The organism is Acinetobacter sp. GXMZU3951 (genome assembly GCF_054457875.1).
In genome coordinates this window covers 1-24250 of sequence record NZ_JBTLFO010000005.1, presented here as the reverse complement: position 1 = coordinate 24250, position 24250 = coordinate 1, and the positions used below count along the sequence as shown (strand labels likewise).

Below are 24250 nucleotides of genomic sequence, written 5' to 3'. Positions count from 1 at the left end.
ATAAACAAAAAACGCCCCAATAGACATTGGGGCGTTTCGAAGATTCTTTAGCGTATTAGTCTAAAGGTTGAACTTCTTCAGCTTGGAAGCCTTTTTGGCCTTTTACAACACTGAATTCAACACGTTGGCCGTCACGAAGTGAACGGTGGCCTTCGCCTTGAATCGCACGGAAGTGAACAAATACATCATCACCGCCATTGCGTTGAATAAAACCAAAACCTTTAGTGTCGTTGAACCATTTAACTACGCCTTGTTCACGAGCTGTCATAAGTTAATCCTCATTGTATTTAAAAGAAGGACCACCCGGTGTTGCAAACAGCAGAGCAAACAAGGTTTAAAAACATTTATTATTTCTAAGCTTGTAATCATTCTGTATAACTATTAACAAAATCCCGGTTACATCCATTTGTAGTGTAGGGTTTTAAAACAATGTAAAGTTGCGATAAATCCTCAATACGGCATCGAGCTTAACATGGGTTTGTGACAATTAATAGAATTTTTTTCACTTAATTCAGCTAAAGATTAAGTAATTTTTTTTAGATGCATATTTTAGATCAATATAAACATTCATATAGTTTTACTATGTTTTTATTTGGGGTTTGGCATTAAATTTGCTAAGATTTTAACAGTATATTTCTGCAACCTCACTCAGTATGACGAACCAGACCGAATGTGAGCTGATTATTGATGCAATGGGTAAGCCTTGCCCCATGCCATTATTGATGCTTAAACGTTCCCTAAAAAACTCACCTTCACATCGGATTTTACTCAAATCTTCCGATCCGCATAGTCAAATTGATGTGACACGTTATTGTCAGATGCATCAGTTAAGCTGTGAAGTGAGAAAAATTTCAGAGCATGAATACCATTACTTAATTGAATCTTAATTATTTTCAGTTAGACTCAATGGTTTCAATTTGGCATAAAAAATTACATAACGCTACCCAAATTTCCTTAATGTGTGAGCTTATTGGCATTAATATGAAAGGTAGTGGAACATCAATGTCCAATTTTATAAGGAGTACCTATGAGTGACAGCAGCAATCAATTGATGCCCCTGTCATTATCTGCGCCAGGTGTAAACCTTGGGGCATATATTAGTACTGTCAATCAGATTCCGATTTTAACAGCCGAACAAGAAAAAGAGTTGGCTGAGCGTTACTACTACGACCAAGACCTTGATGCTGCTAAAATGCTGGTAATGTCGCATTTGCGTTTCGTTGTTCATATTGCACGAAGTTATGCAGGTTATGGCTTGCCACAAGGTGATTTAATTCAAGAAGGCAACTTAGGCTTAATGAAAGCTGTGAAACGTTTTGACCCGAACATGGGCGTGCGTTTAGTGTCTTTTGCGGTACACTGGATTAAAGCTGAAATTCATGAATATGTGATTCGTAATTGGCGAATTGTTAAAATTGCCACCACCAAAGCGCAACGTAAATTATTCTTTAATTTACGCAGTCTGAAAAAATCCAGTAAGAAACTGACCTTAGAAGAAGCGCAGTCGATTGCCAATGATTTGAATGTGACGCCAGAACAAGTGCTAGAAATGGAAGGCCGTCTCACCGCCTATGATGCTGCTTTTGAAGCGCAAGGTGATGACGATGATGAAGGTTCAACGCATGTTGCTCCTGCTTTGTATTTAGAAGACAACCGTTATGATCCTGCCCGTTTGGTTGAAAACGAAGACTATGAAGAACAAAGTACTTCCGCTTTGCATGAAGCCATGGAGCAACTCGACGATCGCTCACGTAATATTTTACAGCGCCGCTGGTTAGATGATGATAAATCGACCTTGCATGAATTGGCTGCTGAATATAATGTTTCTGCTGAACGTATTCGCCAATTAGAGAAAAATGCGATGGAAAAAATCAAAATCGCAATGTCCTCAAATTAATTCTGCTGTTCAAATTTTTAAAGGGTATAACTTTCGGGTTATACCCTTTTTATTTACGATAGCACAATGTCACATTTCGCTTTTTTCACTAGGGCAGGATATGCTAAGGTTATGCGCAAATTTGTTTAGGTCTCATAGCTTATGTGGATCGCAATCTCAGCACTCAATTTAGCCATTGCTGTCATGTTAGGTGCTTTTGGTGCGCATGGCTTAAAAGCCCGCGCAACTGAGGCTCAATTGGCTTGGTGGCAAACCGCGACGGATTATTTTTTCTATCATGCTTTGGGCTTATTGATGCTCGCGATTTTGGCAAAAGTCGTTCCTCTGCTGCCGATTAAAGTGAGTTTCACCCTCATTCAAGTTGGAATTTTCTTCTTTTGCGGCTCACTGTATGTGATGGCTTTGGGTTTACCTCGCGGTTTGGGTGCCATTACCCCAATTGGCGGAGCATTGATGATTGCTGGATGGTTGGTCTTAGCGTGGAATGCCTATAAATACGCCAAATAGGTCAAAACTTGTTGGAAATAATGACATGCAAATTTTTCTGAACGGTGAAGCAAAAGACACCACGTGCTGCAATCTATTACAACTGATTCAAGAATTAGAATTAGAAGGTAAACGTTTTGCAGTCGAACACAATGAAATGATTATTTCAAAATCTAAACTCGAACAAACCCCTATTTGTGATCAAGATCGCATTGAAATTATTCATGCCGTTGGTGGCGGCTAATTTGGAGCTCCCATGGAAGATACCCCTCTTATTGTCGGTTCAAGAACCTTTAACTCACGTTTGTTGGTGGGTACGGGTAAATATAAAGATTTAAATGAAACTGATTTAGCCATTCAAGCCAGTGGTGCAGAAATTGTTACTGTCGCCATTCGCCGCGTCAATATTGGCCAGCATCCCGATCAGCCAAATTTGCTTTCGGTTATTCCACCTGAAAAATATACGATTTTGCCAAATACCGCAGGTTGTTTTGATGCCAATAGTGCGATACGCACCTGTATGTTGGCACGGGAACTATTGGATGGTCATAATTTGGTCAAGCTTGAAGTTCTCGGTGATGAAAAAACGCTTTACCCCAACATTACCGAAACCCTTAAAGCTGCCCGCACCTTGATTGATGATGGTTTTGAAATCATGGTCTACACTTCTGATGACCCTATTGTGGCGCAAGAATTGGAAAGCATGGGTTGTGTAGCAATTATGCCTTTAGGTAGTTTAATTGGCTCGGGTTTGGGGATTTTAAACCCACACACGATTTCGATTATTAAAGAAAATGCCAAAGTTCCAGTGTTAGTCGATGCTGGTGTAGGAACGGCCAGTGACGCTGCGATTGCCATGGAACTCGGTTGTGATGGTGTATTGATGAATACCGCGATTGCTGCTGCGCAAAACCCAGTGTTAATGGCTTCTGCCATGAAAAAAGCGGTAGAAGCAGGACGTGAAGCCTTCCTCGCTGGGCGTATGCCGCGCAAACGCATGGCAAATGCCAGCTCACCAGAAACAGGCTATTTCTTTAAATAAAACGCCTAGCAAAGGATTCTTCGGAATCCTTTGCTTTTTAAGAATAAATAAAGAGTCAATTACATGATAAAAACCATTCTGCCTTTATGCTGCTTGGGTTTCTGGATTCCTAGCTTTGCAGCAACACCCTCTTCAAGCTTCAGTCCATTCATTCCTAAAAATTGGAAAATCATTGAAACCGTTACAGGAGACCTTAACCGTGATGGTCTAAATGATAGCGTTTTGGTTATTGAAGACAATAATCCGGAAAATGTGATTGCCAATGCCGGTTTAGGCAGTGATCGCTTAAATCTGAATCCGAGAAAACTATTAGTGCTATTTCAAACAGCACAGGGTTATCAAGTGATCACTGAAAACGACTCGCTTCCAACTGAGAATGACGAAGAATCCCCTTGCTTGGCTGACCCAATGGAAGATGGCGGGATAAGTATTCATAAAGGCATACTTAAAATCAACCTGCATTATTGGCTCAGTTGTGGTTCTTGGTATGTCACCAATAACAGTTTTAGTTTTCGCTATCAAAATAATGCCATGCGCTTGATCGGCTTCGATCAAAGCGAGTTTCATCGTGCTTCTGGGGATCAATCCTCTCGCAGTATCAATTTTTCGACAGGAAAAGTGAAAACCATGACTGGAGAAAATGAATTCGCGGAGTCTACTCAGCCTGTTCAAGTCAAGTGGAGTAAGCTCCAACAAACCTACAATCTAAAACTAGAACAAATTGATTTTAATGAACCACCTGAATTTAAATAAAAAAACGCCCATTTGAGGCGTTTTTCTATTTTTAAGAATTGATCAAGGAATCAAACCCTCATCGCGCATCGCCATTTGCACCGACTGACGCTCTGCGACTTTATTACGAATAGCAATGATATTTTTATACGGCGTCAAATCATGCTCAATGGCATTTGACCAGTTTGTCAACACGAATAAATAGGCATCGGCAGGTCCAAAGTTATCATCAACCAAATAATCATTGTCTGAATCTGCAATGGCTTGATCGATATAACTGAGTAAGCGATCAATTTCTGCATAGGCTTTGGTTTTCGCTTCTTCCGACAAAGGTCCGCAGAATAATACGGCATAGGCATCGTGCAATTCTGAGTTGAGATAACCCAACCACTCGAGTACCTTGGCACGGCCTAGACCTGAGGGTGGAATCAAATCCTGCTTGGGATCATGCTGCGCCAAGAAGGGTAAAATCGCCACATTTTCAGTCAAAATTAACCCTGGGTTGATTTCGAGTGCAGGCACATAACCTTTTGGATTAATTGCATAATAATCTTCGCCTTTTTCTGTTTTATGTGTTTTTAGGTCTACGCGAACCAGATCAAAATCGACATTAATTTCATTTAGAATAATATGTGCTGCTAAAGAAGATGCACCTGGGGAATAATAAAGCTTCATATATAATCCTTGTTATCGAACTCTTCAATTTTTTAAATGCCTTCAGACAAACTTTCAAGCGCTCAGACCTGTAAATTGCAAAAAAGCGTAACGACTTATAAATAGTACTTCTTGAATATTGTTCAATTTTTACAATTTTTCAAGACAATCTCGTGTGCTTTTTTATTGTTAGATGTTTTAACATACACATTCTTTAAATTTCATGAAATGCTGTAGTGATTAGCCTTAAAAGAACAGAATGGTTTTCGAATATTCGTACTGATGTACTTGCGGGTATTGTGGTTGGTCTTGCACTAATTCCTGAATCGATAGCTTTTTCAGCAATTGCAGGTGTAGACCCTCAAGTCGGTTTATATGCTTCATTCTGTATAGCCGTCAGTATTGCTTTTTTTGGTGGTCGGCCTGCGATGATTTCGGCAGCTACAGGTGCCATGGCGTTGCTGATGATTACCCTAGTCAAAGAACATGGGCTGCAATATTTATTTGCAACCACCATTTTAACGGGTCTGATTCAGATTATTGCAGGCTACTTTAAAGTCGCAAAACTGATGCGCTTTGTCTCTCAATCTGTGGTTTACGGTTTTGTGAATGCCCTAGCGATCCTTATTTTTGTGGCACAGATTCCTGAGATCAAAAAAATGGACTGGATTGGCTATAGCTTTGTCGCTTTAGGTTTAGTCATCGTTTATCTGTTCCCATATCTTCCTAAAATTGGCAAATTACTGCCTGCCCCATTGGTTTGTATTATTCTTCTAAGCTTAGTGGCACTGGTATTTGGTGCAGACATCCGAACCGTCAGTGATTTAGGACAATTTCCAGATACACTACCTGTATTTTTAATTCCAGACATTCCACTTAATCTGGAAACCTTAAAAATCATCTTCCCCTATGCCATGACTTTAGCCACAGTCGGCTTACTGGAAACCATGATGACGACGACCATTGTGAATGAAGTCACCGGCACTGAAGGTGATCGTCATAAGGAATGTCGTGGACAAGGTTATGCCAATATTGTCAGTGGTTTTATGGGCGGTATGGCAGGTTGTGCGATGATTGGTCAGTCGATTATTAATGTCAGTTCTGGTGCGCGTACGCGACTTTCAACCCTAGTGGCAGGTGTGTTCTTACTTTGTCTGGTGGTGTTTTTAAAAGACTGGCTGGCCTATATTCCAATGGCAGCATTGGTGGCCATTATGATTATGGTGTCCTTTACCACTTTTAATTGGGATTCAGTCAAGCAATTTAATAAGCATCCGAAGCAAAGTAACATTGTCATGCTGAGTGTCGTGGTGATTGTATTGGCGACCCACAATCTGGCCTTAGGTGTTTTTGTTGGGGTCTGCCTCTCTGCCCTGTTCTTGGTCAATAAGCTAGAAAGTGAAGTTAAAGTCCAAGCGCTACAGATCAATACCGATACGCTTGAATATCGCATTTCAGGACAAATTTTCTTTAGCAGCTCGGAAAAATTCTATCAATTTTTTGATTTTTCAACTCCTGCCAAACGCGTCATTCTCGATTTAACCCATGCTCATGTCTGGGATATTACTTCGGTGAATATGCTGAATACCGTGGTGCAAAAATTTCGGGATCAAGGTATTGCAATTGAGGTGGTGGGTTTGAATGAAGCCAGTAGCACTTTGATAGACCGCTATAATCCGCTTTAAATCCTATTTCATATAAAAAAGAGTTGGTTAGACCAGCTCTTTTTTTTGTTGTGTAGTCATAAATCCGTAAGCTATAGATCATCCCCCAAGCCAGTTTCTGCTGGATGAACTTCACTCTGACAAAATCAAAAACAATTTAATTGCCGAAATAACGGTAAAAAATTTGACTTGCCAGTCTCAGGATTTAAAATACCGCTTTCGAATTTTTACATTTGCCAAAGTTATGTCAACCGATCTATTAGAACCGCAAGTCGTCGAGCTAGACAACTTAAATGAGCATCGTGAAATTGTGACTTATATGCGTCGCTCTGCTCCGCTGAATACCTCTCAACGTACTGCGCTTGAACAATATGGTCACTTAATTTTGGAATATCCAGTAGGTGATTTGCGTCAGCATTTTGAACACCCTGAACGTCCTTTGACTGTTGAAATCGGTTTTGGTATGGGTCGCTCACTGGTACTGATGGCGAAAGCAAATCCAGAACGCAACTTTGTTGGTATTGAAGTACACATTCCAGGGATTGCGCAATGCGTTTATGAAGCAGGCATGGCTGAGCTGAAAAACCTTCGTGTTTTAGATGCCGATGCAATTCAAGTCCTTCGTGAAATGCCTGACAATAGTATTAACTGTGTGCAGTTATATTTCCCAGACCCATGGCAGAAAAAACGTCACTTTAAACGTCGTTTCGTTTCACATGACCGTATGCCATTGGTTGAGCAGAAGTTGGAAATGGGTGGAACATTCCATGCAGCCACTGACTGGGAACCGTATGCAGAATGGATGCTGGATGTATTAGACAACCGTCCAAATCTTGAAAATATGGCAGGTAAAGGCAATAGCTATCCGCGTCCAGAATGGCGTCCACAAACCAAATTTGAACGTCGTGGCTTGGAAGCTGGTCACAAAATTAATGACTTTATTTTCAAGAAAATTAAGTAATTTGTCTCAGTAAGATTTTTCTCAAGCATGCTGCACTACATGCTTGAGATTCCCCTCTCAATTTCACGCCAACGCTTAGGCTTGATGTCGCTGCATAATCTGCTGACTCATTAAGGCATATACTTCAGCCAAATCAGATCGTTGCAATTCCGCTAAAATTGACTGATGCATCTGTAAAATATTCACATCACCGCGTACTGCCGGACCCGTCTGCATATTTTTGGGATCATTCTGTGTGGCTTTAGCGGCTGTTTCCAAAATCAATGGATACAACAGACTAAAATCAACCTGTGTCTGATCGACAATCTGCTTGCTCATGTCATAACAGTAATTAGTAAAATTACAGGCAAACACGGCTGCCAAATGCAAACTCAAGCGTTGCTGCGAACTATAGGCATAGACACGTTCACTAAGTTGTTGCGCCAGTTGCAGTAAAAGCGCTTGATCTGCTGCGTGTACTGCTTCCACAAAAAGTGGCGTGTGCTGCCAGTCAATTTCACGCTCAAGACTAAACGTCTGTAAAGGATAAAATACGCCCGAACGTAGATGATATTGCTGCAATCGCTGAAGATCGGTACTGCCCGAAGTATGCACAATCAGCACATTTGGCAATAACGGGGCAATTTCTGCAATCACCGTAGTAATGGATTGATCACTCACCGCAAGAATCAACAGGTCAATCTCTGGATTTAACTCGCTAAACGAAGGACAAGCGTGTGCTGCCACATGCGTAGCCAAACATTGTGTTTTTTCCCAAGTCCGACTATAAATTTGTACAATTTGATGTTGTTGCTTTAAAACGGATGCCAAATGGTAGGCTACGCGCCCTGCACCGATAATACTAATTCGCATATTTGCTTACTCTTCCTTTCTGCTGTAAGCATGCCAATAAAAAAAGGACGAAGCAATTCGTCCTTTTCATTTCAATTCGGTTTCTGATCAGTTAAAAACATTATTCAGATAAACAATACGCTCTGAGGTTTTTTGATTAAAACATTTGGTGTATTGCATCTCCTGATTTTGTTCTCTCATGTTCGCATCCCAATAATCGTGATGCTGTTGATAGGTTTCACGATCTTTTTCGGGAATATTATAAAGGCTCGTTTGCGCAATCACTTTACAGTCTACATCCCGTTTTTCAAACCAGTCCGACTGGTCTTGTTGCAACTGGGCTTTTTGCTCACTGGTGAAATGATCCCAAGTTTGATTTAAGCGCTCCACTACTTTTGCTTGATCGGTATTCAGCTCTTTTTGACGGATATCCATAGATTTCTGAGCCAGTTCTTGTTGTTCAGCATTTTTTTGTTCTTGCTCATCTAATTGATCATCATACTGTTTATTTTCTTCTTCATAAGCAGCAAGTTGTACCGCTTTTTCTGTAATAAAGACTAATCCCTCTATCACATTATTTTCTTTGGGTAACTGGAGTTGAATGCCCTCTTTATCCGTTTTAATCAATTGATAATTAAATGATCCTTTCAACTGATCTTTCTGCAAGCTCAAACCATACGCTTCGCTTTCTAGAGAATCTTTCAACGTATCGCCATAATAACCTTCGCACTCATCGCACCGCATCGCTTTATAACCATTTTCAGCACGCTGTTGTAAACCTTTTGGCATTTTCACAATCAGCTCGCTACGGCATTCTAGTTGCTTTGCGGTTTCTGGTTGTTCCGTCACTGTGGTAATATTTTTCACTTCAAAATGAATATTCTGGGTGATGGTATCGGTCAGATTTTTATCCGCCTGATAATAGCTAGAGTTACGCAAAGCTTTATCTAGTTTTTTCAGATAGTCTTGCTGTAGTGCAGCCTTAATCTCTTTTAACTTTGCTTCATTGCTACAGTCCCATTCATTGACTGCGGGCACAGCTTGTTCTGCTTCAGCACTGTCTTTCTTACCTTTAAAGAAATCACAACCCGTGAGAAGCATGCTGCTACACAAGGTTACAAAAACTAAAGTATTGCTTAATTTATTCATATAAAGCCTGTTATATGTTGTTATTTTTCGAGGCGTATTTAAGCAAATTTAGGCTAAAAAAACGAGTATCTATACCGTGAAAGATTTTCAGGCGTCAAAAAAGGAGGCAATTTAGCCCCCTTTTTAAGTTCCAGATAAGATCCTATTAAAAGGTCTTGTTTACACTCATCCCCACACTAAAATTACGCCCATCGGCAGGTTCAAAATAACGTCCATTACTGTCATTCACAATCACTGAACCGACATAGTTACGGTCAAACAAATTATCGACTCGCGCATAAGTATTGATTTTCCAGTCTCGATTCACCCATAAATAGCCGATGTTTGCCGCCACAACTGTATAGCTTGGTGCAGTATCCGAGTTGATATCATCGACATAAATTTTATCCATATAGCGTGCGTCTAAGCCGGCCTGAAAACCCTGCTCAGGTTGCCATGCCAAAGCTACAAAGGCTTGGTTTTTAGCAATCCCTGGGATATAAATCCCCTTCTGAATCAGTGGCTTGGTGGTGGTCGCAGGAATAGCGGCATCAAATGTTGCATCTAAATAACTATAACTGGTTCGGATATTCAACGCTTGCCAGAGTTGCTTTTGCCATGATAGTTCTAAGCCTTCACGTAAAGTTTTTTCCGCATTACGGAAGGTACTGCGTCCGCCGTTGGCATCATCAGGCACAATGTCATCTTGGGTTTCAATATGAAACGCTGCGAAGCTAAACTGTCCCAATGCATTTTGAGATTTCAAACCCAACTCATAGCTATCACTGCTTGAAGGCTTTAAATCAAAGTTAATACCTGACGTTCCCACCGTCGGATATGCCATCTCGGTAAAAGTTGGTGTTTCAAAGCCTTTGCCATAACTGGCATAAGCATACAACTCAGGTAATACTTCCCAACCCAACGCCACGGTAGGTAATAGTTTTTGATAGTCAGTACTGCCACTATCGTCGCCATTACCTGCCACAATATACTGATCTTCAGATTTATAATTGACATTGCTATAGCGTAAACCTGCATCTAGATGCCATTGTGGTAAAAACTGCCACGAGGCTTGGATATAGGGATCGAGATTCCATAAGGTATTGATCTCATCACGACGTAGATTACCTTTCACTCCGTAATGCCCTGTCGCATCAAAGTTTTCATAACCTTGGCGATCTTCACGCATCTGGTCGAATGCCAAACCAGCAATCAAGGTGGTATTTGGCAGTAGCTCCTTACCTGTCCAACGTAAATCCGCACCGTAATAGTCCCGATCAAAATCAATCACACCACCTGCATGACGCGGATTTTTTTGCGCACTGCTTGGAATGGACTGATATTGCACCACTTGACGATTGCCCAAATAGAACATGGCATAGAGTTCGTTTTGGTCATTCAGCGGTTTGCTCCACGTCAACCCTGTCTGAGTCTGATCAATACTTTTACGTACATCATAGATATTTTGACTGTCATTGACCTGTTGTGGATTGGCTTGCCATTGTTCCCGCTTTAAACCTTGTGGATCATCCGCTTCAATTTTCACTCGGTTCATGAGCCAGTTTATTTTGCTGCCATCATCTAATTTCCACGTTAGCTTGGCATTATTCAGTACTTTCTGTGCTGCACTATGGTCACGGAAACCATCTGTGTCGAAATAAGATGAGCTAATCACATATGCAGGCTGATTAGCTTGATCTGAGCCACCTTGTAATTGAATATTGGCTTGCTGCTTGTGATGGCTACCTGCATTAAAACCAACTTGAATGGTATCCTGCCCTTGCCCTTCTTTGGTCTGAGTCAAAATGGTGCCACCCGATGAGTTGCCATAAATGGATGAAAACGGTCCTGTCAAAACCTCAATATTGTCTAGGCTGTCTAAATCAATATTGGAACTCTGCCCCTGACCATCAGGCATGGTGGCGGGAATACCATCGACATATAAGCGAATGCCGCGCACACCGAAGGTTGAACGTGCACCAAAGCCCCGCATGGAGATTTGCAAATCTTGTGCATAATTTTCACGATTATTAATTTGTAAACCTGCAACGCCTTGCAATAGCTCCGAAACATTCACATTGGCATTTTTTTGTACCTGAGGCGCTTGCACTTTCTGGATAGAAGCCGAGGTCTGCAACAATTCACTGTCTGTTCGAACCGCTTGGACTTTAATGACAGGAAGTTGATATTCCGCTGTCTCTTGAGCATGCAGAACCATCGACTGCAAGATAACAGCAGTCAATAACGCATATTGAAAGGGAAATGGAGTCGTATTGAGTAGTCTCACAAGATATCCTTTTCTTATCATTTGATGGAGTGTAAAAAGCCCCTCTGGGACAGAAGGGCTTTCCGTTTATGCGTCTGTATTACTCACCTAAACTATAAGCAATCACATAGTCGCCATGATCTGGGGACTGGCGTGCGCCACCCGCAGAAACAACTACATATTGTTTACCTGTTTTAGGTGAAATATAGCTCATTGGGGTACCCTGACTACCGACGGGTAAACGTGCTTTCCATAACTCTTTACCATTTGAAGAGTTAAAGGCGCGTAAGTAGTAGTCCTGTGTTGCCGCAAAGAACACCAAGCCACCTTGAGTTGCCATTGGACCGCCAATCGTTGGCATACCAATGGGTGCTTTTAAGCCCATTTTGATACCCATCGGACCTGTATCTTCGACCGTACCCAATGGAACCTGCCATGCAATTTGACGAGTTTTCATGTCAATTGCCGTCATGGTGCCGAATGGTGGTTTTTGACATGGAATGCTCAACGCAGACCAGAAACGGTTTTTGTTGACTTTGTATGGGGTGTCTTTCATTGGCACTGCACCCATACCGGTATTTACTTTTTCACCGCCATTGGCTTGAATCGCCAAGTCTTCAGGGGTTTGTTTGATTAACTGAATCCAAAGCCCTAAGCGCATGTCATTCACAAACATATAGCGATGTGTTGGATCAAATGCCATAGAACCCCAGTTCATACCACCCAACGACCCTGGGAAGCTCAAGGAAACATCCGTACCTGGTGCAGTAAATAGACCTTCATAACGCATCGATTTGAAATTAATGCGACACATCAATTGGTCGAATGGCGTTGCACCCCACATGTCCGATTCAGTCAAAGTCTGGTTGCCAATTTGTGGCATTTCAATAGAACGTGGTTGGGTCAAACTGTATTGTTCATTTGGAATGTCGGCAGCTTTAACTGGCTGTTCCACCACTTTGGTTAATGGTTTACCTGTAACACGGTCAAGCACAAAGAACTGACCAGACTTGGTCCCAATCACCACAGCAGGTTTAGTCGAACCATCTTTCAGTGGAAAATCGACCAAGCTTGGTTGCATTGGTAAGTCAAAGTCCCATAAGTCATTATGAACCGTTTGATAGACCCACTTTTCTTTACCAGTAGTCGCATCAAGCGCCAATACCGAGGTATTGTATTTATGGTCTAAAGGTTGACGGTTTGCCCCCCAAAGGTCGACCGAAGAACTCCCCATTGGTAAGAACACGGTATTCATTTGTGGGTCATAAGACATTGCAGCCCATGAATTGGCTGAACTGCGCTTATAGGTTTCACCTGGTTTTAGCACATAGTTTGGATCTGGATTACGTGGATCGAATGCCCAACGCAGTTTACCTGTAATGACATCGTATGCACGAATTACACCACCTGGCATGTCGGCTGCAACGTTATCGGCAATACGGCTACCAATCACAATTGAAGTGCCTGCAATGGTTGGCGCTGAAGTCACTTCAAAACGTGGGGCTTTGGTGCCATCGCCCAAGCCTTCAAGTAAATTGACCGTACCATCGACACCAAAGTCTTTACAGCGTTCGCCTGTATCCGCATTCACTGCAATTAAGCGACCATCAGGGGTATTGGTATAGACACGTCGTGGACATGCGGTATTGGTCGCAACTGCTGTCACGGCTGTTGCACCTGCCAATGTTGGCTGGACCAAGGCTTGAGTCGAATCGAAATACGCCACACCGCGGCAACGCTCCCAAGCATCCGCTTTAGAGTTGACCTCGGCCTTCCAGATTTGCTTACCGGTGTCTACATCCAACGCAATAATATTGTTATGCGGGGTACACAACAATACTTTGTTGCCCACTTGCAATGGGGTCATTTGATCTTCTGCACCATTGCCCGAACCTGTGGTCATATCACCTGTTTGGAAACGCCAAGCTTCTTTGAGCTTAGAGACGTTATTTCGGTTAATTTGATCGAGTGCTGCAAAACGGCTACCGCCTGCATCACTACCATAGTGATCCCAATTCACCTGCTGTTTATTCGGGGTAACGGGTACTAATGGTAATTCCTGACCCGATGCTTCCACAGTCGGATGTGGAATAAACATGCCGTATAAGCCACCGAACATACCTAACACAGTCAATCCACCCACCACATAAGCTGGTGCGGACATTGCGGTTTGTTGCTGGTATTTACGAATAGAAGGCAAAGTAAACAGCACCGCAGCAAAGAGTCCTGCTGGGAACATTAAGCGTGAATGTAGCGGCCAGAATTCAAAGCCTGTATCAAGCAATGCCCAAATCACGGTACCGATAAAGACTAAACTGAATAATCCAACCCCAAGGGCTTTTTTTCTAAAAATGAAAATCGCTGAAACGATGGTCACTAAGCCTGCAATAAAGAAGTACCATGAGCCACCTAAACTGATGAGCTTTCCGCCACCAATTAAATAAAATAGGCCTGTTAACAATAAGGCCAAGCCAAGGACAAAGCACCATATTTTAAATATGGCTCCTGGCTTTGATTGAGCTTCAGACATACATCTTACTCCTAGTGCCGTGCGTTTAAATGATCACTCCCTCTCTCCTTTGAGTATCATTTATCTTCACGAATAAATTCTTTTGCTTGCGCAGCTGTACTGCACAAGCCTTGATTCAAGTGTTTAAACTAAACAGCACTACTGCTTATATTTTAATCACCTTTTCAATTTAAATACTGTTAAAAATTCACTTTCATACTTAAACCAGCCACCCATGCATCTTCGACTTCTTTTATGCCTGTTGGTTGATAGATGTATTGCAAGTTTGGTCGAAGCATAATCGCGGGTGACCATTGGTAGGTGTAGTTCAATTCAACATTCAGTTCATCGCGTTGAATCGGAACATAGTCACTGGCCACTGCGTCGTAACTGTAATAACCACGACTTTCATTGCTGGCAATTTGTTTATCCGTTACGCGATCATTCACGACATAATTGGCAAAACCTAGTCCAATCGAATCGTTCGGACGACTCTCGAATGGTCCTTTGTACCAAAGCGCCAGTTGTTGGGTACTTTCAACCGAAGTCGTGGCTTTATCATTCACAACACCATTAAAGCTGATGTATAAACCACGTTTAGGATCAGCAGCGTGTTGAGTGAGTTGTTGCTGAGCATTCAGCCAGAAACTGTATTTGCCATCTTGCATTTCGCCACTACGGATATCTTTGGCTTCTGCTGTGGAATATAGCGCTCCAAGTTTATATTCACCCGGTAAGCCATTTAATGCAGCTAATTTAGGTTTCCAAGCCAACTCCAGTGGAATGGTTGCCCCTTCAACATTGTCCATATCAAGGTTAAAACCATCACTATTGGATTGTGTTTTGACATTATCAGGATTGACTTCGTATACGCCCAAACCGAGTGACCATGCTGGTGCAAACTGATACTTCAGGTTGGTGCCCCAAACCCCGACTGGCCAGTTGTACCAGATCGAGCCTATTGATTTACCGAGCTGACCACCACAAAGCAGTAAGTTCTGGAATTCACATTGCGAACTGTTAAAGTCATCCGACATGCCCATACGACCAATCTTGAATTGCACGCGATTGTCATCAAATCCTGTTTTGATCCAGGCTTGGGTCAGACGCCAAATTTTTCCACGCCCGTAAATTTCTTGAGTATTGCCTAAGGTGCTGGCACGCGGGTCTTTAATTCGTTCTAGGGTTAAAGCGTTACCATCACGTTTGGTAATCATTAAACCTGCCGTAGTATTTTCCCAACCTGCAATTTTGTTCAAATCAAAATTGGCACCTAAAGTTAGTTGTCCTGCATTTTCCAGCGTATTGTCATCGTTATACCCCCCATCTAGGTTGGTTGCTGCCTGACTCATAATGGCTGCAGTGAATTTATAACCTTGATCTTCTAGTTGCTTCCGTTCACCGTTCCAATCACCAAATAACCATTGGCGGTCTGCCGAATAAAATTCATTGGCTGAAGCCAATTGGCAAGTGATTAGCGCCAAAGATAATGTGCCAAGTTTTAATAATTGTTGCATACCAAACATCCTTTTCTGTTTGGAAAGCTCAACATAGCTGAGCTTTCCATGCGATTCTTATTATTTCGTTTTAACTGCTGGACTCAGTTCTGAGGTTGCACCCAAATGGTCAGTCACATTCGCTGTCACGCTTGCAAAGCCACTTACTGCTTTCCACATTGCCTGACCTTGACCTTGCGCATTGGTGGTCACCACTTGCGTACCTAAATACTGCTCTGCTTCTTGGCTATTCGCTTGACGGTTGGCAAAGAATTCAACTTGATAGCGCTGATTTGGTTGCCCTTGAACTACAGCGCTAATTTGTCCTTTGTTGTAGCTTAAACGTGGCGCGTGGATATTTTGGTTTGGCATGGCATTACAGCCCTGCTCATTTGGCTGTGTACAGGTTTTTTGCAATTTAGCTGGCTCAATCACCACACCACCACCACGAGAACCCACAAAGCCGGCATGCTCTAAAGCAGGTACTGCAAATACAATCGCACCTAAATGCTGGTCAGGTACACAAGAACCACCCGCTTCACAACGCTTAATATCTTTACCGTTGTCCCAAATGGAGTTTTTCGTCAACGTGGTACGTGCATTAGCATCTTTTTCTGAACGAATGGCGATACCTAGGCGGTTACCATGCACTTTGTTGCTGTCAAAGATGTTGCCATCACCCGTTAAGTTAAAGCCAATCGAGTTATTGCTCAGTTCGTTGTACGCAACGTAGTTACGTTTACCCCAGTTAATTTGGAGACCATCTGAGTAGTTCTCAAACTTGTTCCCTACGACCGCATTGTCATTGCCCCAAAGGATTTCAATGCCCTGAGATGGCTCTGGATTAGCTTTGGTTGAAGTAAACAGGTTATTGGCAACAAGGTTGAATGCCGCTCCACGCGTCAGTTCAAGTCCATCACCATTATCCACAAACACGTTGTTTAAGACTTTGTTGTTATTGGTGGTGGTTGAGGTTGGATTGCCTTTACCATCATCACCTGTCAACATCACCCCAGAACCACCGTAGTTGTTACTGATACGGTTATGTTGGATGAGGTTATTGCTCGAACGGTTAATCAAAACCCCAATACAGAAACGGTGAATATCAAGACCTTTTAAAGTCACGCCATTTACATCTTGCAATACCAGACCCGGTAACGTCATGGTTCGCACGTTAGTGCCATACTGTTCAGGGTTTGCCCCTGGGCAGGCTTTCGCGCCTTCGCCTTTAATGTAGTTCGAACCATCAATGGCAATAAACTCACCGGTTTTATCCCACTGCGTGCCAATAATCTTTACGGAAGATTTAATCGGAGGTAAAGGCTGATTTAGCTTAATGACATAAGGAGCTTTGCCAACGGCTTGAATCTGGATTTCATTTTCTTGTGCTGCATTGGCATTGGATTGTTCAATTGCCCAACGTAAAGAACCTTGGTTACTATCGTCCTGATAGCGGTCAACCATATAAGTTTCTGCACTAGCAAAACCTGAAGCAGCCAAACTTAAAACCAGTGTGGTTAAACGTAAAGTGGATGATTTCATATTCAAATCCTTTTATATTTTTAAGTCTTAAGGTGTAGGCTGCACAGTTTTAAGGAACTGTTTAAGTTGGGTCACATCAATTTGACCCGGTGCTGACGCCTCACCAATCATGCCGAAACTTAAGCTGCCGCCCATGTTGGCCGTGGCTACACGCGAGATCGTGCCCAATTGCCCCATCGACATGGTCAATAATGGTTTTTGACTTTTTTGGCTCACCGCTAATGTTGCATTCATTAAGGTCATGACATCTTGTTTAGACTTCGGCATCACTGCAATTTTCAGAATGTCTGCACCCATTTGATCTTGTTTGAGCAAACGGTTTTCGATTTCTTGTTGTTCTGGGGTTTTATTAAAATCGTGATTCGACATAATCACTAATACATGTTTATCGTGCGCCAATTTGGTCAACTTCGCAACGCTGCCTGCATCACGGAACATCTCAATATCCAGCAACTGCATAAATGGTGCTTTGAGATATTCACGATAAATTTTTTCATAATCTTGATCAGTCACCGTCATTTTACCACCTTCGCTATGGGTACGAATGGTCGCAATGAGCGGTTTGTCTTTTAAAATTTGATTCAGTTGCTGACCAAGTGCAATCACTTTTTTCGTGTCAGCAGAAAATTCGAGTAAATCAATACGAAACTCGGCTAAGTCTGCATCGGGATTAGCCGCAATCACTTTGGCTTGCGCTATCGCTTGTTCAGCAGTTTTTGCCGTAATTGGTACGATAGTTTTAACAGGTAAGTCGCCAATATTGACGCTTTTCACCACATAATGCTGGGTGCTTAATGGCATGGCCTCGGCTGCAAATGTAGATGGCATTGCTGCAAGTACAGCACTGCTTAAACATAATTGCATCGCTAATTTTTTGATCGTAATCATTACAGTTCCTTGTATTATCAATACTATTGCCTGACTTCAGTCATCAGCCGAAAACATACGTGGGATTCATGCAATGGGACATGGAACCCCCACGTATAAACTTCTATCTATAAGCCCTGTGCAGGAGGTTCTGCACCAAGTCTTGGGGAGTTTAGATATCTAAAAACACGGTTTCATCTTCGCCTTGAATGCGAATATCAAAGCGATAAACCACTTCACCATCACGTTCTTCACGCTTGGCAATGAGCGTTTGACGACGTGGTGCCCACTCAATGCCTTTCAGCACTGGGTCTTGCGTATTGGCTTCGGCTTCATCATCAAAATAGACACGGGTGTTCAAACCAATGTTGATCCCGCGAGCAAAAATGATTAATGCAATGTGTGGCGCTTGTGTTGTGCCTTTACGTCCTGGAACAGCACCTGGTTTAATGGTGTCGAAACTCCAAAAACCTGTTTCAAAGTCTGCACCGGTACGCCCCCACCCCAAAAAGTTTGGATCAGCCTGTTTACCTTGACTATCTGCAGCACTTGGATACACGCCATTGGCATCGGCCTGCCAAATCTCGATTAAAACATCACGTAATGGTAAACCTAAGCCGTCAAACACCTGACCTTCTAAGCGGATACGCTCGCCTAACGTGTTTTCTTTCACTAGCTGGTTGTTAAAGTTATTTTCAAACACTTCAATGTTGGCTTGTTTTGGTAACAAGCCGATGTGTACGTATGGTCCACCTGTTTGAGATGGAGTTTCATGCAATTCCTGAAAATTCCAATTGTTCATGTTGTTCTCCCTGAATTAAGTCAAATCATTTTCGAAATAAGTCGCACGACGACCACGTAAGGTGATGTCAAAGCGGTAACAACGGCTGTCTGCTTCAATGAAATTGCTCTTGTCTTCTAAAGCAATCAGTGCGCGACGTTGTTCTTCCGAAGGAATGGTTTTAATAATTGGACACGAATCAATCAGCGTATCGCCTTCAAAATAGAATTGAGAAATCAGACGCTGTGCCCAACCATCGGCAATCAATGAGAAGTGAATATGTGCAGGGCGCCATTCATTGATACGGTTACGCCATGGGTAAGGACCTGGTTTAATCGTGCGGAATACAAAGTAACCATTGGCATCGGTCATCATACGGCCACAACCACCGAAGTTCGGATCCATCGCACCAATAAACTGGTCATTGGGATGACGGTAACGACCTGACGCATTGGCTTGCCACACTTCGAGTAAGGCATTTTTCACAGGGCGACCAAACTGGTCACGTACATAACCATGCACAATAATACGTTCACCAATTGGCAAACCTTCTTTGGCATAGTTCAAGATCAAATCGTTATCTTTAGGACCAAACTGATCGGCGCTAAAATGCGGTGCAGTCACTTCAGTTAATGTTTCTGCAATTGAGATCAATGCATTTTTAGGCGAACGCAATACACTGGTTTTATAGCCTGGTGTATACGCTGGCGGATGATCATCGGTATTACGCTGTGCATATGCACCTAAAATAAGTTGTGACATGTGACGTCCCTCTTAAACTTGTTCCATTACTCTTGGTTGGTCTGTTCTTGGTTTAACTGCTTTTCACTCAGCTTTTGGGGTGCAATGCCCAAATCTGCAAAAACTTCTTCTGCCATGTGCATGGCTGCATTCGCTGCTGGGAGACCTGCATAAAGTGAACAATGCAGAATCAACTCTTTTAAATCGTCCTTGGTCACACCATTGTTAAAACAAGCGCGTAAATGCATACGCAATTCTTCTTCGCGACCTAATGACAATAAAATGGCAATGGTCACTAAACTACGGGTATGACGCGGTAAACCTGGTCTAGACCAAACTTCACCCCAAGCAAAACGACTAATAAAATTCTGAAAATCTTCATTAAAGTCATTCAGGTTCTCGATCGAACGATTCACATGCTTTTCACCCAGCACTTCAGTTCGAACTTTGATCCCTTGTTCATAGCGTTGTTCATCATTCATGGGAGAACCCTCAATTACGTTGCATCCGTATGTGCAACAAGTGATTTAACAAAAATAGCGACTGCTGCTGCGGTTGCAGGAATCATGAGCAGGCTTAAAATTGCAGTAAATGACCAGTCATTGCCGAGTAATACCGCACCAATCCAAGCACCAAACACGGCACCGAAACGCCCAATCCCAGACATCCACGCCACACCTGTTGCACGGCATTGTGTTGGATAGAAACGCGCGCTTAACGCTGGCATTGAAGACTGTGCACCATTAATCGCGATACCTGCACATAACACTAAGATGGCAAGTAAAGTAGGATTCGCTAAGCTCTGACCGACTGCCACGGCAAACAAACCTGCAACTAAGTAAAAGCCCGCGATAATTTTATTTGGATTGAAACGGTCCATTGCCCAGCCAATGAATAAGGCACTGAGTACGCCACCAAACTGGAATAAACCACCAATAAATGCTGCACGCTCTAAAGTTGCACCTGTCTCACGCATTAAGGTTGGTAACCAGCTGGTCAACAGGTAAATCACGACCAAGCCCATGAAGTATGTCAACCAAAGTAAAACTGTGCCTTTAACGTATTTCGGTGAGAACAACATGCCGAATACACCTTTTTTCTCTGCACCATCAATCTGTTCTTCTGGTACATGGAACTCCGTCACACCCTGAACTTGTTCAGGAGCAATACGTGACAAGATTTGGTGCACTTTGGCGTTATCACCACCTTTGACAATCAAGAAACGATACGATTCAGGCAAGAAGAAAATCACCAAGATCATCAAGATCAGTGGCGACCAACCGCCTAGTAAAAACAGACTGTGCCATCCAAAAGTCGGAATCAACCAACTACTGATAAAGCCACCAGTCGCCATACCCAAGTTGTAACCACAGAACATGCACGTCACGAGCAAAGAGCGTGAGCGTTTCGGGCAATATTCGGAGAATAGCGTGGTTGCGTTTGGCATTGCCGCACCCAAACCAATACCTGTTAAAAAGCGTAAAATCACCAAGGTGTCTAGGTCAGACGCATAGGCAGATGCCAAGGTAAAACCACCAAAAATGAGCATGGAAACAGTTAGCACCACTTTACGACCAAAGCGGTCAGCGGTTGGACCCGAAACCAAAGCCCCAATAATCATGCCGCCTAATGCCGCACTCATCACTGGACCAAGCTGGGAACGGTCTACACCCCAGTCTTGTGCCAAGGCTGGTGCAATAAACCCCATTGCTGCAGTATCAATACCATCAACAAAAACAATGAAAAAACATACAATTGCAATAAGCCACTGATACTTGCTAATTGGTGCTTCATTAATCAGTGCCTGCGCGTCTATACTCGTTTTTTGAGTAGCGTATTCCTGAGACGCCATACCTGCCTCCTTAGGCTGAAAGTCCTTTTTAAATCCTTAAACTATTGAATCGAACCAATGAACTGACTGAGCATTTGATTGAACTGCTCAGGTTGTTCAATATTGGAAAGATGCGATGCGTCAATCACCGCCAATTCACTATTTTGAATCTGTTGTTGCATGAAAATGCCATCAGCAACTGTGGTCACAGGGTCAAATGCGCCTGCAATCACTAAAGTTGGAATATGAATGTTTTGAATTTCTTGGGTTAAATCGGCTTGTGCTAATGCACGGCAAGATTCTGCGTAACCCAGTGCTGGTGTTGTTGCTAAAGACTGGATGGTACGTTGTGCTAAAGCGTTATATTGATAATCAAACTGTTCGCTAAACCAGCGGGTATGTGTCGTTGCAACTAAATCAGCTAAACCGTTGGCAACCACAGCATCTGCACGGGCGTTCCAACCTTCTGCAGTCCAAATTTTGGCTGCTGAATTGGCAACGGTAATGCTATGAAAACGTGCTGCATGATAAATACCCAACCATAAAGCGGTCATTCCACCCATGGAAATCCCGCAAAAATGGGCTTTTTGAATATTCAAACCATCCAAAATATCAATCACATCTTCAGCAAGATTTTGCACTGAAGTCTGCTCAATCACATCGCTATGACCATGACCACGTGTGTCATAGGTCACGACTTTAAAATGCTGTTCAAATGCCGCAACTTGAGGTTGCCACATGCCTTTGTCTGTGCCGAGTGAATTTGAAAATACAATTACAGGTGCATTTTCTTGACCGCTAATTTGCACAGCCAAACATTTGCCCTGACGATTGATCATTGTAATATTCACTTTGCCTCTCCTTTTGCTTCCTGCAACACCGCATCAATCTGGTCTTGAATGTTGCCAAGATAAGATTCGGGTTTAAAAATTTCTGAAATCTGATCCGCGTTAAAATAGGCTGTGACTTGATCCAATTCCGCAATCACATCTTTTAAATGCACGCCTTTTTCTACAGCTGTTTTACACGCCGCTTCCACCACATGATGAGCCTGTAAACGCCCCATATGAGGTGCCAATGCCATCATGACCGCTTCTGCCATAATCAAGCCTTGGGTGCATTCCAAGTTACGCTGCATGTTCTCAGCATTCACTTGCATACCCTGTAAAACGTCTAAAGTCCGTTCTAAAGCACCTGCACAGAGTTGGAATATTTCTGGTACGGCAAGCCATTCCGCATGCCAAGCGCCCAAACTACGCTCATGCTCTTGCACCATGCTTTGGTACAAACTCGACATCAATACAGGCATACGGTTTGCTGCAGCTAAAACTGAAGCAGCGGCAACAGGATTACGTTTATGTGGCATGGTCGATGAACCACCACGACCTTTTGCTGTTGGTTCAAAGATTTCTGCAATTTCAGTTTGCATCATCAAAGACCAATCACGTGCCATTTTACCCAAGCTACCTGTCACCATCGCTAAAACACTTGCTACTTCCACAATACGGTCACGCTCACCATGCCAAGTGCAACTAGGCGCTGAAAGCTGTAACTGTGCTGCAAATGCCTCCACTACGGCAGTACCTTGGTTCTGTAACGATGCCAATGAACCCACTGCACCACCCAGCTGAGCTGTAAACACACGTGACTTCATCGCTTCAATACGTGCTAAATCACGATGAAATGCCGATGCCCAGCGCGCCAATTTATGACCCAGCGTAATCGGCAAACCTTGCTGCAACCACGTACGACCAATCATGACTTGGGCACGATACTGTTCGGCTTGAGCCAATGCTGCGCGATAACAGTGTTGAATTAAGGCGTCAACATGAGTCAACGCTGCACGGCACTGCAAAATACATGCGGTATCTAGAATGTCCTGACTGGTTGCGCCCCAGTGAACATAACGCGCAGCATCGTCATCGGTTTGTTTGGCAATTGCAGTCAATTGCTTTACAAATGGAATTGCAATATTGCCCGCCAAGCCTGTTGCGACAGCCAAAGCATCAAAATCAATCTGATCCAACGCTGCTTCTGCAATTTGGCTAATTGCGGTAGCCGCCGATTCCGGAATCACACCAACCTGAGCCTGTGCTTGTGCCAACGCGACTTCAGCCTCAATCATGTAAGACACCAAAGCACGATCACTGAAAATTTCAGTCACGTCTTTTTGGTAGAATAAGCTGGCATATAACTGGCTCATGATGGTCTTTTCCTTAATCCGCTTTGCTAATCCGATTTAAACCCGCTGAATAATCAGCGCAATGCCTTGACCCACGCCAATACACATTGAACACAGTGCATAAGTACCACCAGTTTGTTCCAATTGGTTTAAAGCCGTGATCACTAAACGTGCGCCTGAAGCACCGAGTGGATGACCAATCGCAATCGCACCGCCATTCGGATTCACTTGCGTGGTATCGTCGGCTAAACCCAAATCACGGGTCACCGCCAATGCCTGTGCGGCAAACGCTTCATTCAGTTCAATCACATCCATCTGCTCAATCGTCAGATTGGCTTGTTTCAGCAATTTCTTGATCGCTGGTGCCGGAGCAAAGCCCATGATGCGTGGCTCAACCCCCACAGCCGTAGAGGCAATAATCTTGGCGCGTGGTTTAAGCTGGTATTGTTCAACGGCTGCTGCTGAAGCGATGAGTACAGCAGCCGCACCGTCATTGATGCCTGACGCGTTTCCCGCTGTGACGGTGCCCTCTGCTGTGACGACTGGCTTCAGTTTGGCCAAACCTTCGAGTGTGGTCGATGCACGCGGATGTTCATCCGTGTCGATCACAATTGGATCACCCTTACGCTGAGCAATGCTC

24 protein-coding genes are annotated in these 24250 nt (G+C 43.2%); 8 read left to right on the top strand and 16 right to left on the bottom strand.

All coding sequences use genetic code 11. From position 1 onward, the window contains the following. Positions 1-55: 55 nt before the first annotated feature. The gene (locus ACX17N_RS09175) at positions 56-268 is read right to left on the bottom strand and encodes a cold-shock protein (RefSeq protein ID WP_005177104.1); all 213 of its coding nucleotides are present in this window, start codon (positions 266-268) and stop codon (positions 56-58) included. Positions 269-653: 385 nt separating this feature from the next. On the opposite strand from ACX17N_RS09175, the gene ACX17N_RS09170 reads away from it, so the two are divergent. The 6 genes from ACX17N_RS09170 to ACX17N_RS09145 all read left to right on the top strand — a co-directional run bounded on the left by ACX17N_RS09170 (position 654) and on the right by ACX17N_RS09145 (position 4178). Next, positions 654-887 carry a sulfurtransferase TusA family protein gene (locus ACX17N_RS09170; RefSeq protein WP_458892273.1) on the top strand — a complete coding sequence of 78 codons (234 nt, stop codon included), beginning with the start codon at positions 654-656 and terminating at the stop codon, positions 885-887. 140 nt (positions 888-1027) lie between these two features. Beyond that, positions 1028-1897: an RNA polymerase sigma factor RpoH gene (gene rpoH, locus ACX17N_RS09165; RefSeq protein ID WP_458892272.1), complete on the top strand. Its 870-nt coding sequence runs from the start codon at positions 1028-1030 to the stop codon at positions 1895-1897. A 141-nt stretch (positions 1898-2038) separates the two neighbouring features. Beyond that, positions 2039-2404 (top strand): DUF423 domain-containing protein, encoded by a 366-nt coding sequence (locus tag ACX17N_RS09160; protein WP_458892271.1) that lies wholly within the window; start codon positions 2039-2041, stop codon positions 2402-2404. A 25-nt stretch (positions 2405-2429) separates the two neighbouring features. Further along, positions 2430-2627, top strand: a complete 198-nt coding sequence (gene thiS, locus ACX17N_RS09155; protein ID WP_458892270.1) for a sulfur carrier protein ThiS — start codon at positions 2430-2432, stop codon at positions 2625-2627. Positions 2628-2639: 12 nt separating this feature from the next. Beyond that, a complete protein-coding gene (locus ACX17N_RS09150) occupies positions 2640-3425 on the top strand; it encodes a thiazole synthase (RefSeq protein WP_458892269.1) in 786 nt (261 codons plus the stop codon). A gap of 63 nt (positions 3426-3488) precedes the next feature. Then, positions 3489-4178 carry a hypothetical protein gene (locus ACX17N_RS09145; RefSeq protein ID WP_458892268.1) on the top strand — a complete coding sequence of 230 codons (690 nt, stop codon included), beginning with the start codon at positions 3489-3491 and terminating at the stop codon, positions 4176-4178. Between the two features lie 42 nt (positions 4179-4220). Here the strand turns inward: ACX17N_RS09145 and gstA are convergent, their stop codons facing one another. Then, on the bottom strand, positions 4221-4832 hold the full coding sequence (gene gstA, locus ACX17N_RS09140; protein WP_458892267.1) for a glutathione transferase GstA: 612 nt from the start codon (positions 4830-4832) through the stop codon (positions 4221-4223). 215 nt (positions 4833-5047) lie between these two features. On the opposite strand from gstA, the gene ACX17N_RS09135 reads away from it, so the two are divergent. Then, positions 5048-6496, top strand: coding sequence for a SulP family inorganic anion transporter (locus ACX17N_RS09135; protein ID WP_458892266.1), 1449 nt, complete (start codon positions 5048-5050; stop codon positions 6494-6496). 223 nt (positions 6497-6719) lie between these two features. Then, complete coding sequence (gene trmB / locus ACX17N_RS09130; protein WP_458892265.1) at positions 6720-7436, top strand: tRNA (guanosine(46)-N7)-methyltransferase TrmB; 717 nt, start codon at positions 6720-6722, stop codon at positions 7434-7436. A gap of 75 nt (positions 7437-7511) precedes the next feature. Here the strand turns inward: trmB and ACX17N_RS09125 are convergent, their stop codons facing one another. From ACX17N_RS09125 to ACX17N_RS09060, 14 genes are all read right to left on the bottom strand, one after another. Continuing rightward, entirely contained in the window at positions 7512-8288 is a 777-nt protein-coding gene (locus tag ACX17N_RS09125; protein ID WP_458892264.1) for a Rossmann-like and DUF2520 domain-containing protein, read from the bottom strand. Between the two features lie 87 nt (positions 8289-8375). Continuing rightward, complete coding sequence (locus tag ACX17N_RS09120; protein WP_458892263.1) at positions 8376-9416, bottom strand: DUF1311 domain-containing protein; 1041 nt, start codon at positions 9414-9416, stop codon at positions 8376-8378. Positions 9417-9561: 145 nt separating this feature from the next. After that, positions 9562-11613 carry a TonB-dependent receptor domain-containing protein gene (locus ACX17N_RS09115; protein ID WP_458892468.1) on the bottom strand — a complete coding sequence of 684 codons (2052 nt, stop codon included), beginning with the start codon at positions 11611-11613 and terminating at the stop codon, positions 9562-9564. A gap of 148 nt (positions 11614-11761) precedes the next feature. Continuing rightward, positions 11762-14191: a glucose/quinate/shikimate family membrane-bound PQQ-dependent dehydrogenase gene (locus ACX17N_RS09110; protein ID WP_458892262.1), complete on the bottom strand. Its 2430-nt coding sequence runs from the start codon at positions 14189-14191 to the stop codon at positions 11762-11764. Positions 14192-14370: 179 nt separating this feature from the next. Beyond that, a complete protein-coding gene (locus ACX17N_RS09105) occupies positions 14371-15687 on the bottom strand; it encodes a carbohydrate porin (RefSeq protein ID WP_458892261.1) in 1317 nt (438 codons plus the stop codon). 60 nt (positions 15688-15747) lie between these two features. Next, positions 15748-17208, bottom strand: a complete 1461-nt coding sequence (locus ACX17N_RS09100; protein ID WP_458892260.1) for a right-handed parallel beta-helix repeat-containing protein — start codon at positions 17206-17208, stop codon at positions 15748-15750. Positions 17209-17235: 27 nt separating this feature from the next. After that, on the bottom strand, positions 17236-18096 hold the full coding sequence (gene aroD / locus ACX17N_RS09095) for a type I 3-dehydroquinate dehydratase (protein WP_458892259.1): 861 nt from the start codon (positions 18094-18096) through the stop codon (positions 17236-17238). 151 nt (positions 18097-18247) lie between these two features. Next, positions 18248-18877, bottom strand: a complete 630-nt coding sequence (gene pcaG, locus ACX17N_RS09090) for a protocatechuate 3,4-dioxygenase subunit alpha (protein WP_458892258.1) — start codon at positions 18875-18877, stop codon at positions 18248-18250. A gap of 15 nt (positions 18878-18892) precedes the next feature. After that, entirely contained in the window at positions 18893-19618 is a 726-nt protein-coding gene (gene pcaH, locus ACX17N_RS09085; protein ID WP_458892257.1) for a protocatechuate 3,4-dioxygenase subunit beta, read from the bottom strand. A 26-nt stretch (positions 19619-19644) separates the two neighbouring features. Further along, positions 19645-20079, bottom strand: coding sequence for a 4-carboxymuconolactone decarboxylase (gene pcaC, locus ACX17N_RS09080; protein WP_458892256.1), 435 nt, complete (start codon positions 20077-20079; stop codon positions 19645-19647). 14 nt (positions 20080-20093) lie between these two features. Further along, on the bottom strand, positions 20094-21449 hold the full coding sequence (locus ACX17N_RS09075) for an aromatic acid/H+ symport family MFS transporter (protein WP_458892255.1): 1356 nt from the start codon (positions 21447-21449) through the stop codon (positions 20094-20096). A gap of 41 nt (positions 21450-21490) precedes the next feature. After that, positions 21491-22267 (bottom strand): 3-oxoadipate enol-lactonase, encoded by a 777-nt coding sequence (pcaD, locus tag ACX17N_RS09070; RefSeq protein ID WP_458892467.1) that lies wholly within the window; start codon positions 22265-22267, stop codon positions 21491-21493. A gap of 8 nt (positions 22268-22275) precedes the next feature. Next, entirely contained in the window at positions 22276-23631 is a 1356-nt protein-coding gene (gene pcaB, locus ACX17N_RS09065) for a 3-carboxy-cis,cis-muconate cycloisomerase (protein ID WP_458892254.1), read from the bottom strand. A gap of 36 nt (positions 23632-23667) precedes the next feature. Then, positions 23668-24250: acetyl-CoA C-acyltransferase (locus ACX17N_RS09060; protein ID WP_458892253.1), on the bottom strand; the 583-nt coding region annotated here is incomplete at its 5' end.

Excerpts from the sequence above, each read along its gene's own strand:
- ACX17N_RS09100 (WP_458892260.1), bottom strand. The coding sequence starts at position 17,208 with ATGAAATCATCCACTTTACGTTTAACCACACTGGTTTTAAGTTTGGCT.
- ACX17N_RS09145 (WP_458892268.1), top strand. The coding sequence starts at position 3,489 with ATGATAAAAACCATTCTGCCTTTATGCTGCTTGGGTTTCTGGATTCCT.
- ACX17N_RS09110 (WP_458892262.1), bottom strand. The coding sequence starts at position 14,191 with ATGTCTGAAGCTCAATCAAAGCCAGGAGCCATATTTAAAATATGGTGC.
- pcaH (WP_458892257.1), bottom strand. The coding sequence starts at position 19,618 with ATGTCACAACTTATTTTAGGTGCATATGCACAGCGTAATACCGATGAT.
- ACX17N_RS09150 (WP_458892269.1), top strand. The coding sequence starts at position 2,640 with ATGGAAGATACCCCTCTTATTGTCGGTTCAAGAACCTTTAACTCACGT.
- pcaB (WP_458892254.1), bottom strand. The coding sequence starts at position 23,631 with ATGAGCCAGTTATATGCCAGCTTATTCTACCAAAAAGACGTGACTGAA.
- ACX17N_RS09175 (WP_005177104.1), bottom strand. The coding sequence starts at position 268 with ATGACAGCTCGTGAACAAGGCGTAGTTAAATGGTTCAACGACACTAAA.
- ACX17N_RS09120 (WP_458892263.1), bottom strand. The coding sequence starts at position 9,416 with ATGAATAAATTAAGCAATACTTTAGTTTTTGTAACCTTGTGTAGCAGC.
- pcaD (WP_458892467.1), bottom strand. The coding sequence starts at position 22,267 with ATGATCAATCGTCAGGGCAAATGTTTGGCTGTGCAAATTAGCGGTCAA.
- ACX17N_RS09125 (WP_458892264.1), bottom strand. The coding sequence starts at position 8,288 with ATGCGAATTAGTATTATCGGTGCAGGGCGCGTAGCCTACCATTTGGCA.
- gstA (WP_458892267.1), bottom strand. The coding sequence starts at position 4,832 with ATGAAGCTTTATTATTCCCCAGGTGCATCTTCTTTAGCAGCACATATT.
- ACX17N_RS09115 (WP_458892468.1), bottom strand. The coding sequence starts at position 11,613 with ATGGTTCTGCATGCTCAAGAGACAGCGGAATATCAACTTCCTGTCATT.
- ACX17N_RS09105 (WP_458892261.1), bottom strand. The coding sequence starts at position 15,687 with ATGCAACAATTATTAAAACTTGGCACATTATCTTTGGCGCTAATCACT.
- pcaC (WP_458892256.1), bottom strand. The coding sequence starts at position 20,079 with ATGAATGATGAACAACGCTATGAACAAGGGATCAAAGTTCGAACTGAA.
- pcaG (WP_458892258.1), bottom strand. The coding sequence starts at position 18,877 with ATGAACAATTGGAATTTTCAGGAATTGCATGAAACTCCATCTCAAACA.
- aroD (WP_458892259.1), bottom strand. The coding sequence starts at position 18,096 with ATGATTACGATCAAAAAATTAGCGATGCAATTATGTTTAAGCAGTGCT.
- ACX17N_RS09075 (WP_458892255.1), bottom strand. The coding sequence starts at position 21,449 with ATGGCGTCTCAGGAATACGCTACTCAAAAAACGAGTATAGACGCGCAG.
- ACX17N_RS09160 (WP_458892271.1), top strand. The coding sequence starts at position 2,039 with ATGTGGATCGCAATCTCAGCACTCAATTTAGCCATTGCTGTCATGTTA.
- trmB (WP_458892265.1), top strand. The coding sequence starts at position 6,720 with ATGTCAACCGATCTATTAGAACCGCAAGTCGTCGAGCTAGACAACTTA.
- rpoH (WP_458892272.1), top strand. The coding sequence starts at position 1,028 with ATGAGTGACAGCAGCAATCAATTGATGCCCCTGTCATTATCTGCGCCA.
- ACX17N_RS09170 (WP_458892273.1), top strand. The coding sequence starts at position 654 with ATGACGAACCAGACCGAATGTGAGCTGATTATTGATGCAATGGGTAAG.
- thiS (WP_458892270.1), top strand. The coding sequence starts at position 2,430 with ATGCAAATTTTTCTGAACGGTGAAGCAAAAGACACCACGTGCTGCAAT.